This is a genomic window from Amycolatopsis ruanii (genome assembly GCF_003385175.1).
In the GTDB taxonomy this organism is placed as follows: Bacteria; Actinomycetota; Actinomycetes; order Mycobacteriales; family Pseudonocardiaceae; genus Amycolatopsis_E; species Amycolatopsis_E thermalba.
Genome location: NZ_PQHY01000014.1, coordinates 74,094 through 87,731, shown reverse-complemented (window position 1 = coordinate 87,731; position 13,638 = coordinate 74,094). Strand labels below are relative to the sequence as shown.

General features: G+C 72.4%; 11 protein-coding genes. 5 read left to right on the top strand and 6 right to left on the bottom strand.

Annotation, left to right across the window (positions count from 1 at the left end):
* Positions 1–34: 34 nt before the first annotated feature.
* Entirely contained in the window at positions 35–646 is a 612-nt protein-coding gene (locus D0D28_RS10695) for a TetR/AcrR family transcriptional regulator (protein ID WP_167481477.1), read from the top strand.
* Here the strand turns inward: D0D28_RS10695 and D0D28_RS10690 are convergent.
* Positions 640–1,302 carry a response regulator gene (locus D0D28_RS10690; protein ID WP_116110470.1) on the bottom strand — a complete coding sequence of 221 codons (663 nt, stop codon included), beginning with the start codon at positions 1,300–1,302 and terminating at the stop codon, positions 640–642. The genes D0D28_RS10695 and D0D28_RS10690 overlap by 7 nt on opposite strands.
* Positions 1,299–2,411 (bottom strand): sensor histidine kinase, encoded by a 1,113-nt coding sequence (locus D0D28_RS10685; protein ID WP_240323153.1) that lies wholly within the window; start codon positions 2,409–2,411, stop codon positions 1,299–1,301. The genes D0D28_RS10690 and D0D28_RS10685 overlap by 4 nt, the downstream gene beginning before the upstream one ends.
* 107 nt (positions 2,412–2,518) lie before the next feature.
* On the opposite strand from D0D28_RS10685, the gene D0D28_RS10680 reads away from it, so the two are divergent.
* On the top strand, positions 2,519–2,728 hold the full coding sequence (locus tag D0D28_RS10680) for a DUF5957 family protein (RefSeq protein WP_094003861.1): 210 nt from the start codon (positions 2,519–2,521) through the stop codon (positions 2,726–2,728).
* Positions 2,725–4,185: a multicopper oxidase family protein gene (locus D0D28_RS10675; RefSeq protein WP_116110468.1), complete on the top strand. Its 1,461-nt coding sequence runs from the start codon at positions 2,725–2,727 to the stop codon at positions 4,183–4,185. Before D0D28_RS10680 ends, D0D28_RS10675 begins: the two co-directional genes overlap by 4 nt.
* On the opposite strand, the gene D0D28_RS10670 is transcribed toward D0D28_RS10675, so the two are convergent.
* The 3 genes from D0D28_RS10670 to D0D28_RS10655 all read right to left on the bottom strand — a co-directional run bounded on the left by D0D28_RS10670 (position 4,186) and on the right by D0D28_RS10655 (position 7,250).
* On the bottom strand, positions 4,186–5,124 hold the full coding sequence (locus D0D28_RS10670) for a sporulation protein (RefSeq protein ID WP_116110467.1): 939 nt from the start codon (positions 5,122–5,124) through the stop codon (positions 4,186–4,188).
* A 342-nt stretch (positions 5,125–5,466) separates the two neighbouring features.
* Positions 5,467–6,111, bottom strand: a complete 645-nt coding sequence (locus D0D28_RS10660; protein ID WP_094003864.1) for a response regulator transcription factor — start codon at positions 6,109–6,111, stop codon at positions 5,467–5,469.
* On the bottom strand, positions 6,102–7,250 hold the full coding sequence (locus D0D28_RS10655) for a sensor histidine kinase (RefSeq protein WP_094003865.1): 1,149 nt from the start codon (positions 7,248–7,250) through the stop codon (positions 6,102–6,104). Before D0D28_RS10655 ends, D0D28_RS10660 begins: the two co-directional genes overlap by 10 nt.
* Positions 7,251–7,358: 108 nt before the next feature.
* Between D0D28_RS10655 and D0D28_RS10650 the strand changes: the two genes are divergently transcribed.
* Positions 7,359–7,997, top strand: a complete 639-nt coding sequence (locus D0D28_RS10650; protein ID WP_094003866.1) for a DedA family protein — start codon at positions 7,359–7,361, stop codon at positions 7,995–7,997.
* A gap of 52 nt (positions 7,998–8,049) precedes the next feature.
* On the opposite strand, the gene lon is transcribed toward D0D28_RS10650, so the two are convergent.
* Positions 8,050–10,443, bottom strand: coding sequence for an endopeptidase La (lon, locus tag D0D28_RS10645; RefSeq protein WP_116110466.1), 2,394 nt, complete (start codon positions 10,441–10,443; stop codon positions 8,050–8,052).
* Positions 10,444–10,953: 510 nt separating this feature from the next.
* Between lon and D0D28_RS10640 the strand changes: the two genes are divergently transcribed.
* Positions 10,954–13,569, top strand: coding sequence for a putative bifunctional diguanylate cyclase/phosphodiesterase (locus D0D28_RS10640; RefSeq protein ID WP_116110465.1), 2,616 nt, complete (start codon positions 10,954–10,956; stop codon positions 13,567–13,569).
* Positions 13,570–13,638 lie beyond the last annotated feature (69 nt).

The following is a 13,638-nucleotide window of genomic DNA, read 5'->3' as shown; positions in this document are numbered from 1 at the left end:
ATGTTCCGTATCGGAACGGAATGGAAGTGCTAGGATGGGCCCTGTGACGAGCACCCGGGCGGGACGGCCACGCGACGAGCGCATCGACGGGGCTGTCCGCGAGGCGACGGTGGACCTGCTGAACGAGGTGGGCTACGCGGGCCTCACGCTGGAAGCCGTGGCGAGCCGGGCGGGCACGAGCAAGCCCGCGTTGCGCCGCCGGTGGCGCGGGCGCCAGCACCTGGTCGTCGACGCACTGGTGGCCACCGTCGGCGCGGTGCCCACGCCGGACACCGGGTGCACGCGCTGCGATCTCATCGCCGGGATCCGGACGCTCAGCGAGGCCTTCACCACCAGGATCGGACGGCGCGTGCTGCCCGCCCTGGTCGCCGACCTCGCCGACGATCCGGAACTTTCGGCGGTGTTCCTGCGCGACTACTTCCACACGCGACGGGCGTCCACCGCGCAGGCCCTGCGCCGGGGCATCGAGCGCGGCGACCTCGACCCGGACCTCGACCTGGGTCTCGTGCTCGACATGCTGGCATCCACCACCTACTACCGCGTCCTCTTCGGACACCTACCGGTCACCGGGAACCTGGCGGAGCAGGTGGTGGACGTGGTGCTGGCCGGGGTGGTCACGCCGCGGTGGCGCGGCTGCGGTCACTGACCGGCGTCGCCGGGACGGACCAGACCGGTCTCGTAGGCGATGTGCACCAGCTGCGCGCGATCCCGGGCGTCCAGTTTGGACAGCAGGCGGCTCACGTAGGTGCGGGTGGTGGCCGGGCTCAGGAACAGCCGCCCGGCGATCTCGTCGTTGGACCGGCCCGCGGCGACCTCGGCGAGCAGCTCCCGTTCCCGCCCGGTCAGGTGCGCCAGCCGCGCCGGGTCGGTCCGGTGCCCCCGCGCAACCGCCGCCATCACGCGCCGGGTCACCGACGGCGACAGCAACGCCTCCCCGCCGGCCACCGTGCGCACGGCCGCCCGCAGGTCGCCGGGCTCGGTGTTCTTGAGCAGGAAACCCGAGGCCCCGGCGCGGATCGCGTCGAGGATGTGCTCGTCGGTGTCGAAGGTGGTCAACACGACGACCCGCACGGCGCGCAACCGCGGGTCGGCGACGATGCGCCGCGTGGCCTCGATGCCGTCCACGCCGGGCATGCGGATGTCCATCAGCACGACGTCCGGCCGCGCGGTCAGCGCGGCCAGCGCGGCCTCCGCGCCATCGGCGGCCTCGCCCACGACGGTGATGTCGTCGGCGCGGGCGAGCAGCGCGAACAGGCCGGCCCGCATCAGGTGCTGGTCGTCGGCGAGCGCCACCCGGATCATCGCGGCTCCACCGGCAGGCTCGCGTCGATCCGGAAACCCGCGCCCGGGCGGGAATCCAGCGCCACCGACCCGCCCAGCAGTTCGGCCCGGTCCCGCATCCCGTCCAGCCCGCGGCCGGTGCGGACCGGCAGTTCGGCGCCGGCGCCGTCGTCGCGGACCTGGATCCGCAGCCGGTCCGGTTCGTACCGCACCCGCACCTCCGCCTTGCTCGCCCGGGCGTGGCGGAGACAGTTGGTCAGGGCCTCCTGCACGATCCGGTACGCCGTCGTGTCCACCGCGGCGGGCAACGCGACCGGTTCGCCCTCGGTGGACACGGTCACCGCCAGACCACTTCGGACGGTCGCGGTGACCAGGGCGTCCAGGTGCCGCAGGCTGCCCACCGGGGCGCGGCCGGAGTCGTCGGTCAGCAGGCCGAGCGTGGTGCGCAGGTCGTGGGCGGCTTCGTCGGCGGCCAGCCGCAGGGTCGTCAGCGCGGAGCGGGCCGCGTCCGGATCGTCGTCCAGCGCCTCGGCGGCAACGCTGGCCTGCACCGACACCACGGCCAGCGTGTGCCCGACGGCGTCGTGCAGGTCCCGCGCGATCCGCAGCCGTTCCTCCTCGACCCGGCGCCGGGCCTCCCACTCCCGTTCCGCGGCCGCCTGCCGCGCGGTGCGGCGCTGTTCGGCGCGCAACGCCCCCAGCGCGATCGCGCTCAGCATCAGCCCGACCGTCGACGCCAGCTCGAAGCCCAGCAGGTAGTCCGGGTTCTCGCCCTGCCGCAACCGGAAGACCGTGCTGACCAGCACCACCGCCGCCGCCACCACCGCCGCGACGCGCGCCTTCCCGGCTTCGGCCGCGGAGAACAGGGCCGCCGCGACGGGCAGCGCCAGCCCGACCGGCGGGTACCCGGCCGCGTAGTAGGCGAGCAGCCCGGCCGTCGTCGCGGCCAGCGCCAGCACCGGGAACTGGCGGCGCACGAGCATGAGCGCGCCGAGGCACAGCGCGAACAGGTACGCCACCGGATCGGGTGCCCGCGCGCCGCCGAGGTCCATCGCGATGGCGACGGCCACCACGGTGGAGGTCGCGACCCCGAGAGCGGCGTCGGCGAGCACCCGCTTTCGCTCGCTCACCTGGTGAGAATAGCCAGGCCGGCGCCGTCGCACAGTCGTCGGATGTTGACTGTTCCGTCGCTTGCGGACGGACGACGGGCGGCGCGGATCCGCCTACGTTGGGCGCCATGAGAACCCTGGGTGTCGCCATCCTCGGCCTGTTCGTCGGCCTCGCGGTGGGATTTCTGGTCTTCAGCGAACTCGTCGGGCGGCTCGCCGCGCGGGACGGCCAGGTCGACGCGCCCTGGACGTTCGTGATCGGCTTCGGGCCACAACTGCTCGCCGTCGCGGGCGCTGTCGTCGCCGTGCTGATCGACCAGCGGAGGCGGAACCGATGAACCTGTCCCGGCGCGGCCTGTTCCGGGTCACCGCGGCCGGCCTGCTGGTGGCGGGCTGCGCGAGCGGCGGCTCGAACACCGAGACCGAGTCCAGCGCGGGCACGCTGTTGCGCAGCGCGGCGAAGCTGCCCGAGCCGTTCACCGTGCCGCCGCCGGTGCCGCCGGTGCTGCGACCGGTCCGGCCCGGCCACTACGAGATCACCCAGCGGGCCGCCGACGTGGAGATCCTGCCCGGCCTGCGCACGACGGTCTGGGGTTACGACGGCATCTTCCCCGGCCCCACGATCGAAACCCGCCGCGGGCAGACCACCGTCGTGCGGCACCGCAACGAGCTGGGCGTGCCCGTGGTGGTGCACCTGCACGGCGGCCGGACCCCGCCCGAGCACGACGGCTACCCGCTGGACCTGGTCGCACCCGGCGCGGCGCGCGAGTACGTCTATCCGCTGGACCAGCCGGCGGCCACGCTCTGGTACCACGACCACCGGGCCGACTTCACCGGCCCGCAGGTCTACCGCGGTCTCGCCGGGTTCCACCTGATCCGCGACGACGAGGAGGACGCGCTGCCCCTGCCGCGTGGCGAGCGGGAGGTGCCGCTGATGATCACCGACCGGTCGTTCGCCGCCGACGGTTCCTTCGCCTACCCCTCGGTCGATCCGTCACTGCTCGGCGAGCCCGGGGTGACCGACGATTTCGTCAGCGGTGTGCTCGGCGACTGCATCCTGGTCAACGGCGCGCCCTGGCCGGTGATGGAGGTGGACGCGGCCCGCTACCGGTTCCGGATCCTCAACGCCTCCAACGCCCGCCGCTACCGGCTCGCGCTGGACCCGCCGGGGCCGGGGTTCGTGCAGATCGGCGGCGACCAGGGGCTGCTCGCCGCGCCGGTCCGGCACGACCAGCTGCAGATCGCGCAGGCCGAACGGTACGACGTGGTGATCGACTTCTCGGCGTACCAGCCGGGCCAGGAGGTCACGCTGCTGAACCGGCTGGGCGAGGACGGCACGGCGCGCGTGATGCGGTTCGTGGTCACCCGGCGGGCGGCCGATGACAGCGCCATCCCGGACCGGCTGGCCGATGTCCGGCCGCTGTCCCGCGCGGACGCGGTGGTGGAGCGCGAGTTCACGTTCCGCCGCGGCGGGGCCGAGCACCACGGGATGACACTGTGGACGGTCAACGGGATGCCGTTCAGCGCCGACGGGGTCGTGGCCGAGCCGGCGCTGGGCACGGTCGAGCTGTGGCGGTTGCGGGCGCAGAACGTGCCGCACCCGATCCACATCCACCTCGCGCCGTTCCAGATCCCGGGCACGGCGCACGGCTGGAAGGACACGGTCGACCTGGGCAACGGTGACCAGGCCGAGGTGCTCGTCCGGTTCGAGGGCTACCGCGGGAAGTACGTGATGCACTGCCACAACCTCGAACACGAGGACATGATGATGATGGCGAACTTCGTGGTGCGGTGATCACTCCTCGCCGTCGAACTCGAAGGCCTCTTCCAGCATCTCGCCCATGACCATGCCGCCCACGACACCCGCGGCCGCGTCGGCGACCACGCCGCCCATGCCCATCCCGCGGCCGTGGTGCCCGTGGTGGTGGCCGCCGAAGGCCGGGTTGCCGAACGCGGAGTGCCCGCCGCGCTGGGCGGCCTCGGCCAGCCACTGGCCGATCAGCGCGGCCCAGTCGGCGGTCTCCGCGTCCTGGTGCGGCATCTGGAAGCGGCCGAACGAGTCGCCGCCGGCCTGCATGAAGCGGCCCCGGCGGTCGGCCTCGAGGACGACGGCCAGATCGTGCGGTCCGGCGACGAACGTCAGCTCGACCTCGTTGATCCGCCCGGCGAACTCGGCGGGCGGGAAGAACTCGATCTCCTGGTAGAAACCCAGCTCCTGGCGCACGCCGTAGAGGCGGCCGGCCTCCACGTCGGCGTTGCGGAACCGGAAGCCGAGCTGGCCGAAGGCGTCCAGCACCCGGTCCTGCGACGGCAGGGGGTGCACGTGGACCGGGTCGAGGTCACCCTTGTCCGGCGCGCCCGCGATCACCAGCTCGGTCCGCACGCCGACGGCCATGCCGTGCAGCAGCGTGTCCCCGACCGCGGTGATGGGCGTCTCCCACGGCAGCCGCAGCTCGAACGGCACGGTGACCAGCTGACCGGCCGGCACCCGCACCCCCTGCTGCACCAGCTGGCGGTGGAACTCGCCGGTGGCCGCGGACTCGTGCCCGCCGCGCTCGATCTCGACCCGCGTGACCAGCGACAGGACGACCTGGTCGATGGCCGCGTCGGCGCTCCCGCCCTGGATCCGGACCTGCCCCGTGACCACCTGACCGGGCACCGCATGGGGCGAGTCGAGCACGGTGTCGACCGACGGCCCACCGACGCCGAAGGCGCTGAGCATCCGCTTGAACATGAACGGGTTCCTCCTGGGATCCAGACAAATCAGGCTCAAGATCGAGACTACCGGCAACCGCCCGCGAGTCCCACGCTCCCGCGCGCGAGTCCCACGTTCCCGCGCGCGAGTCCCACGTTCCGGCGCGCGAGTCCCACGTTCCCGCGCGCGAGTCCCACGTTCCGGCGCGCGAGTCCCACGTTCCGGCGCGTGAGTCCCACGTTCCCGGACGGCACTGAACGTGGGACTCGCGGTACTGAATGTGGGACTCGCGGTACTGAATGTGGGACTCGCGGTACTGAATGTGGGACTCGCGGTACTGAATGTGGGACTCGCGGTACTGAATGTGGGACTCGCGGTGGGTCAGGAGCCCAGGTATCGCAGCACGGCCAGCACCCGCCGGCTGTACCCGGTCGTATGGCTCAGCCCCAGCTTGTCGAAGATCGCGTTCACGTGCTTCTCCACCGCGGACTGCGACACGTACAGCTCGGCCGCGATGCCGGCGTTCGTGTGCCCCTCGGCCATCTTCGCCAGCACCTCGCGCTCCCGGGCGGTCAGCGTCGCGAGCGGGTCGGCGTGCGTGGTGCGCGCCAGCAGCCGCCGGACGACCTCCGGGTCGAACGCCGCCCCGCCGGACCCCACCCGCTCCAGCGCGTCGAGGAACTCGCCGACCTGCATCACCCGGTCCTTGAGCAGGTACCCGACCCGCCCGCCGTCGTCGGTGATCAGTTCCGTCGCGTAGCGCTTCTCGACGTACTGGGACAGCACCAGCACCCCGACCTCCGGCCACTGCCGCCGGATCTCCAGCGCCGCCCGCAATCCCTCGTCGGTGTGGTCGGGCGGCATCCGGATGTCGGTCACCACCACGTCCGGCCGCACCCGGGACACCTCGTCGAGCAGCTCCGTCGCGTTGCCGACCGCGGCGAGCACCTCGTGGCCCTCCTCGGCGAGCAGCCGGATCAGGCCCTCGCGCAGCAGGGTCGAGTCCTCGGCCAGGATCACGCGCACGGCAGCTCCGCCCGCACGACCGTCGGCCCGCCGGCCGGACTGTCCACAGTGAACACCCCGTCCGCCGCGCCGACCCGCCGGGCCAGCCCGGACAAGCCGTTGCCGTCCGGCCGCGCGCCGCCCACGCCGTCATCGCTGATGGTCACGGTCAGCATCCTGCCGGTCCGCCCCACGGCGATGTCGATCCGGCTCGCCGCCGCGTGCTTGATCGCGTTCGTGACCGCCTCCGACGCGACGAAGTAGGCGACGGTCTCGGTCGCCGGATCCACCCGCTCGTCCAGCGCGTACGACAGCCCGACCGGCAGGCTCGACCGCTCCGCCAGCGCCTCCAGCGCCGTGCCCAGACCGCCTTCGTCCAGCGCGATCGGGTACACCCGCCACGCGACGTCCCGCAGTTCCTGCAGCGCCAGCTGGGTCTCCTCGTGCGCCTGCCGCAACAGCGCCTCCGCCCGTTCCGGGTCCTTCGCGCGGCGGGCGCGGCCGAGCAGCATGCCCAGCGACACGATCCGCTGCTGCACCCCGTCGTGCAGGTCGCGCTCGATGCGCCGCCGCTCGTCGTTCACCGCCTCGACCACCTCGGCCCGGCTGTGGGTCAGCGCGTCGACGCGGCGCTGCAGCCGTTCCTGTTTCGTGGGCCCGAAGAAGTGGTGCGCGAGCCGGCGTTCCAGCGCGACGACCCCGATGAGCCCCTGCACCGCCAGGAAGACCAGCAACACGCCGATCAACAGCAGTCCGGGCGCGTCGTACCAGTCCTGGTCCTCGCCGATCGGGTCGCCGCCGCCCAGCGGGTGCCCGCTGATCAGCTGCCACACCATGATCCCGGCCGCCGCCACCCCCAGCGCGATCAGCACGAAGATGCCCGCCCCGAGCCCGCCCACCACACTGCGCGTGCCGAGGTAGCGCAGGGCACGCGAGTCCCGGTAGTCGTCCGAGGTGGGGTAGTCCAGGTACCGCCGCAGCCGCGACCGGTCCCGCTCGGCGAACCAGCGCGTGGCCCCGAACACGGCGGGGCGCGCGGCCGGCACGGCGAGGGCGAGCGTCGCCACGATCACGAAGACCGCCTCGGCGAACGCGCTCAGCCCACCGAGCGCCAGCCCCGCCGTCACCCGCATCGCGCGGCGCACGTCCACTGTGGGCATATCCCGAGGTTAGCGGGGTTCCACGCGCCCGGTACTGAGGTTTTCCGCAGGATGATCGGGTGCTGCACCCCATGGTCGCGGCCGTCCCGGATTCCTAGCGTCGAAAGCATGGATCTTCACCTCGCACAGGCCGAACCGCTCGGGGGACTCGCCGGTTGGGCCGTCGGCCTCATGGACTCCCTCGGCGGGCTCGGCGCCGCCGTCATCGTCGGCCTGGACAACCTGTTCCCGCCCATCCCGAGCGAGCTGGTGCTGCCGCTCGCCGGGTTCTCCGCCAGCCAGGGCACGTTCAGCCTGCTCGAAGCGCTGGCCTGGACCACGTTCGGCTCGGTCGCCGGCGCGGTGATCGTCTACTGGCTGGGCGCGCTGCTCGGCCGCGACCGGACCCGTGCGCTGCTGCTGCGGATCCCGCTGGTCAAGGCGTCCGACTTCGACCGCACCGAGGCGTGGTTCGCCAAGCACGGCACCAAGGCGGTGTTCTTCGGCCGGATGGTGCCGATCTTCCGCAGCCTGATCTCACTGCCCGCGGGGATCGAACGGATGCCGTTCGGCCGGTTCCTGGTGCTCACCACGCTGGGCAGCCTGATCTGGAACACGCTGTTCGTCTTCGCCGGCTACCTGCTCGGCGCGAACTGGCACGTGATGAACGACTACGCGGGGATCTTCCAGTACGCGGTGATCGGCGCCGTCGCGATCGCGCTGGTGGTGTTCGTCGTCACGCGACTGCGCGACCGCGTGCGGGCGTGAACACGAAGCCGCCCTCCCCGGGGGCAGGGGAGGGCGGCTTCGCTCGCGGGCGTCAGGCGGCCTGGACCACGGGGGTGGTGGCCGGCGCCAGCGCCAGGTCGAGGACTTCCCGCACGTTCGACACCGGGTGCACGTCGAGCTGGGCCAGCACGTCCGCGGGGACGTCGTCCAGGTCCGGCTCGTTGCGCTGCGGGATGATCACCGTCTTCACCCCGGCCCGGTGCGCGGCCAGCAGCTTCTGCTTGACCCCGCCGATCGGCAGGACCCGGCCGGTCAGCGACACCTCGCCGGTCATCGCCACGTCGGCCCGCACCACGCGACCGGACAGCAGCGACGCCAGTGCCGTGGTCATCGTGATCCCGGCGCTCGGCCCGTCCTTGGGCACCGCGCCCGCGGGGACGTGGACGTGCACGCCCCGGTCCTTCAGGTCGCCGACCGGCAGTTCCAGCTCGGCGCCGTGCGAGCGCAGGTAGGACAGTGCGATCTGCACCGACTCCTTCATCACGTCACCCAGCTGCCCGGTGACGGTGAGCCCGGAGCTGCCCGACTCGGGATCGGCCAGCGACGCCTCGATGTAGAGGACGTCCCCGCCGGCGCCCGTGACGGCCAGCCCGGTCGCCACCCCCGGCGTCGCGGTCCGCTGGGTCGACGCGGGCAGCGCCGACTCCGGCAGGTGCCGCGGACGGCCGAGGTAGCCCTCCAGGTCCGCCGCGTCGACGGTCACCGGCAGGATCGCCTCGTCGAGCGCGACCCGGGTCGCGATCTTGCGCAGCACCTTCGCGATGGTCCGGTTCGCGTTGCGCACGCCCGCCTCGCGGGTGTACTCGGCGGCGATCCGGCTCAGCGCGGCGTCGGTGAACCGCACGTCGTCGCGGCCCAGCCCGGCCCGCTCCAGCTCGCGGGGGAGCAGGTGGTCGCGGCCGATGACGACCTTCTCGTGCTCGGTGTAGCCGTCCAGCGTCACCAGTTCCATCCGGTCCAGCAGCGGCCCCGGGATGGTCTCCAGCGCGTTGGCCGTGGCGAGGAACACCACGTCCGACAGGTCCAGCTCGACCTCGAGGTAGTGGTCGCGGAAGGTGTGGTTCTGCTCGGGGTCGAGCACCTCCAGCAGGGCCGCGGTCGGGTCGCCGCGGTAGTCGGCGCCCACCTTGTCCACCTCGTCGAGCAGGACCACCGGGTTCATCGACCCGGCCTCCTTGATGGCGCGGACGATCCGGCCGGGCAGCGCGCCGACGTAGGTGCGCCGGTGGCCGCGGATCTCCGCCTCGTCCCGGACACCGCCGAGCGCGACGCGGACGAACTTGCGGCCCATCGCCTTCGCGACCGACTCACCGAGCGAGGTCTTGCCCACACCCGGCGGGCCGACCAGCGCCAGCACGGCTCCGGAGTGCCGCCCGCCGACCTGTCCCTGGCCCGCTTCGGCGCGGCGGGCGCGCACGGCCAGGTACTCGATGATGCGTTCCTTCACGTCGTCCAGGCCCGCGTGGTCGGCGTCGAGCACCGCCCGCGCCGCCGCGATGTCGTGGACGTCCGTGGTCCGGTCGTTCCAAGGGATCTCCAGGACCGTGTCCAGCCAGGTGCGGATCCAGCCGCCCTCCGGCGAGGCGTCGGAGGTGCGCTCCAGCTTGTCCACCTCGGCCAGTGCGGCCGTCCGGACGTGCTCGGGCAGGCCGGCCTGCTCCACGCGGGTGCGGTAGTCGTCGGAGTCGGCGGTGCCGTCCAGCTCGCCCAGCTCCTTGCGGATCGCCTCCAGCTGGCGGCGCAGCAGGAACTCCTTCTGCTGCTTCTCCATGCCCTCGGCGACGTCCTTGCGGATGGTGTCGGTCACCTCGAGCTCGGCCAGGTACTCCCGGCTCCACTCCAGTGCCTTCTCCAGCCGCGTCGCGACGTCGAGCGCGGTCAGCAGCTCCAGCTTCTGGTCCGTGCTCAGGAACGGCGAGTTGCCGGCCAGGTCGGCGATCGCGGACGGGTCCTCGACCTGCTGCACCGCGTCGATCATCTGCCAGCCGCCGCGCTGCTGGAGGATCGAGATCACGACGGTCTTGTACTCGGCGGCCAGCGCGCGGGCCCGCTCACCGGAGATCTCGGCGACCGGCTCGGCGTACACCCAGCGCGCCGCGCCGGGGCCGTCGCCGTTCTCGCCGACCCGGGCGCGCCGGGTGGCGCGCAGCAGCCCGGCGGCCTTGCCGCCGGGGATGCGGCCGACGCGCTCGATGGTCGCGACGGCGCCCAGCTCGGCGTACTCCCCGTGCACCCGCGGGACGATCAGGACCTCGGCCTGCGTGGCCGGGAGCGACCGGATACCCGGGAACGACGGCGCCTTCGCCTGGGCGGAGTCGACCGCGGCGCGGGTCTCCGCGTCGTCGAGTTCGAGCGGGACGATCATGCCGGGCAGCACGACGTCGTCGTCGAGGGGCAGTACGGGGAGGAGCCTGGTGTCGGTCATCTGTTTGCTCCCTACCTGGTTGAGTCTGCCTAGCTCAACTTTCCGGCGAGCCGGTTTGTTTCCGCAGGTAGTTCGCTCGCAGCGGACGGCGTCCGGGAATAAAACCGGGGCTGGCCCGGCAGCGGTCCCGGCTGGCGAAACTGAGACGCTCGTCGCATCGCGGGCGGGCCACGCACAGTCATCGGCGCTGTTCAATCACGATCGCGATTGAATCGCGATCAATGCGCGGGAGCGCAGCACGGCGGCTCGCGGGGAACGCGTTGTAGCCGGGCGACGCGCTTAACGTCGATTACCGGGAGCGATCGCCGAAAAGATCCATCTCACCCGTAAGTCTCCGCTGGTCACCGTAGTTGGCACGTTGTTAACTATGAGGTGATGTCATGGCGGCCGGAAAGAGGCTGAAGTACGCCCTCCGGGGTACAGTGATCCCCTCATTCGCACCGAGATCACCGTCTCGTGCGCGGTGAGTACCGGCGGGCGCACTGGGGCGTATGGGTGGAAGGAGGTTGCATGCCGGACTCCGATGGCAGGCCGGACGGCCCCATCCCGGCGGCAGCCGCCAATGCTGGTGGTGCCGAGGCGCGGGCGGACGAGCGCCGCTTCCGGGTCTACACGCTGACCGTCTTCTCGGTCGGCGTGCTCACCGCCGTCGCCGTGTCGCTGTGGCTGCCGTTCCACGGTTCGGCGGAGCTGTGGTGGATCGGCCCGGTGCTGGCCCTGTCCTTCTTGCTCGCCGAGCAGCTCGGCATCAACGTCGACGTCCGGTCCGGCATCTCCTGGACCATCTCCTTCACCGAGATCCCGCTGGTCATCGGCTTCTTCGTGGCGCCGTTCGAGGTCGTCCTCGCGGCCCACCTGGTCGCCGGGATCAGCACGCTCCTGGTCCGCCGCGTCTCCGGGCGCGTGCTCTACAACGCCGGCGCGTTCCTGCTGGAGATCACCAGCGCGTTCGCCGTGGCCGGCCTGGTCGAGCGGATCATGGGCACCACCGAGATGACCTGGCCCGCCGCGCTCGCCGGCACCCTGACCGCGCCGCTGACCAGCACGCTGCTGGCGCTGGCCGCCGTCCGGGTGCTGCGCCGCCGCATGCGCATCGGCACCGCGCTCCGGCTCACCGGCCGCATCCTGGTCGTCGGGTTCGTCAACGCGTCGGTCGGCCTGAGCGGCTACCTGGTGATCGCCGGCACGGCCAACGCGTGGCCGCTGGTGCTCGCCGTCTTCGCCGGCCTGTCCGCGCTGTACTGGGCCTACTCCGATCTGCTGCGTGAGCAGCGGGACATGGAGGCGCTCTCCGACGTCAGCCTGATGGTCGCCCGCTCCGGTCAGCAAGCCGCCGCGCGCCCGGCCAGCGGCGCCGACGACCTCGCGGCCGGGGTGAACGTCAGCGAGTGGCAGACGATCGCCGAGCGCATCAAGGACCAGCTCTCCGCCGGCCGCGTGGTGCTGCGGCTGCGCCTGGAACCGACCGCGGACATGCGCGCCGTCGTCGCGGGGGAGCCGATGCCGACGGCGGACCTGCCCGCCGACGACCCGATGCTGCGCCTGCCCGGCTCGCACGTGCGGCACTTCCGCATCACCGAGGCCAACAGCGACATCGCCGCCGGACTGCTCAGCCGCGGTGCGCAGGAGGCGCTGGTGGTGCCGCTGCGCAGCGCGAACCAGCTGCTCGGCGTGGTCGAGGCGCACGACCGCCTGTCCCGGTGGCGGGGCTTCGGCAAGTACGACGTGCAGCTGCTCGGCACCATGGCCAGCCACCTGGCGACCGCGCTGGACAACCGCCGCCTGGTCGCCACCCTGCGCCACGACGCCTACCACGACCCGCTGACCGGCCTGCTCAACCGGCCCGGCTTCCGGCAGGTCGCGCGCGAGCCGCTCGCCGAGCACCCCGACTCCGCCGTGCTGCGCATCGACCTGGACGTGTTCTCCGCGGTCAGCGACGCGCTGGGCTACGCGTGGGCGGACCGGATGGTGGTCGCCGCCGGACGCCGCCTGCGCGACGCCCTCGGCCCCGACGTGCCCCTGGCCCGCCTGGAGGGCGCGTCCTTCGCCGCCCTGCTCACCGGGGTGCGCGGCCAGGACGTGCACGACGTGGCCGATCGGCTGCGCGCGCAGCTGTCCGTGCCCTACCCGGTCGACCGGCTCACGGTCGAGGCCAACGCGATGGTCGGCTACGCCTCGGCGGCCGACGACGACACCCTCGACCCCGGCGACGTGGACGGCCTGCTCCAGCGGGCCGACGTCGCCGTGCGGGCCACCCGCGGCGGCGAAGAGGTCCGCGGGTACGTGCCCAGCATGGGCCAGATCTTCCTGCGCCGGTTCCAGATGGTCACCCAGTTCCGGCAGGCCATCGAGGAGGGCCAGGTCAGCGTCCACTACCAGCCGAAGGTGTCGCTGCCGAGCAAGCAGGTCCTCGGCGTGGAGGCGCTGGTGCGCTGGCAGCACCCCGAGTTCGGCCGGCTCGACCCGGACGAGTTCGTGCCCGCGGTCGAGGCCGCCGGCCTGGTCGGCGTGCTGACCGGGTTCGTGCTGGAGCAGTCGCTGATCCGGGTGCGCAAGTGGATGGACGAGGGGCTGCGGATCTCCGTCGCGGTCAACCTGTCCGTGCGGAACCTGGCCGACGAGGACTTCCCGGCCAAGGTCGTCGAGGTGCTGCGGAAGTTCGGCGTGCCGCCCGAGCTGCTCACCTTCGAGCTGACCGAGTCCGGGGTGATGGCCGATCCGCAGAAGGCGCTGCCGATCCTGCGCGAGCTGCACGGGCTGGGCATCGTGCTGGCGGTCGACGACTTCGGCACCGGCTACTCGTCGCTGGCCTACCTGCGGCAGCTGCCGGTGGACGAGGTCAAGATCGACAAGAGCTTCGTCCTCGGCATGGGCACCGACCTCGGGGATCTGGCGGTGGTCCGGTCGATCGTCGAGCTGGGGCATTCGCTGGGGCTGGCGGTCGTCGCCGAGGGCGTCGAGGAGGACGTGGCGCGGGACCAGCTGGAGGCGATGGGCTGCGACGTCGCCCAGGGGTACCTGATCTCCCGCCCGCTGGCCGAGGACCGCCTGGAGGCCTGGTTGCAGGCCCGCACGGCCCGGTCGACGGGGCGCAAGATGGAGACGGTGCTGACGCTCCTGACGTAAAAGGGACCCCCCTGCACGGGCCCTCCGGCCGGGGATGTAATCTCTTCGAGGCTTCAACGTTCAGACGTT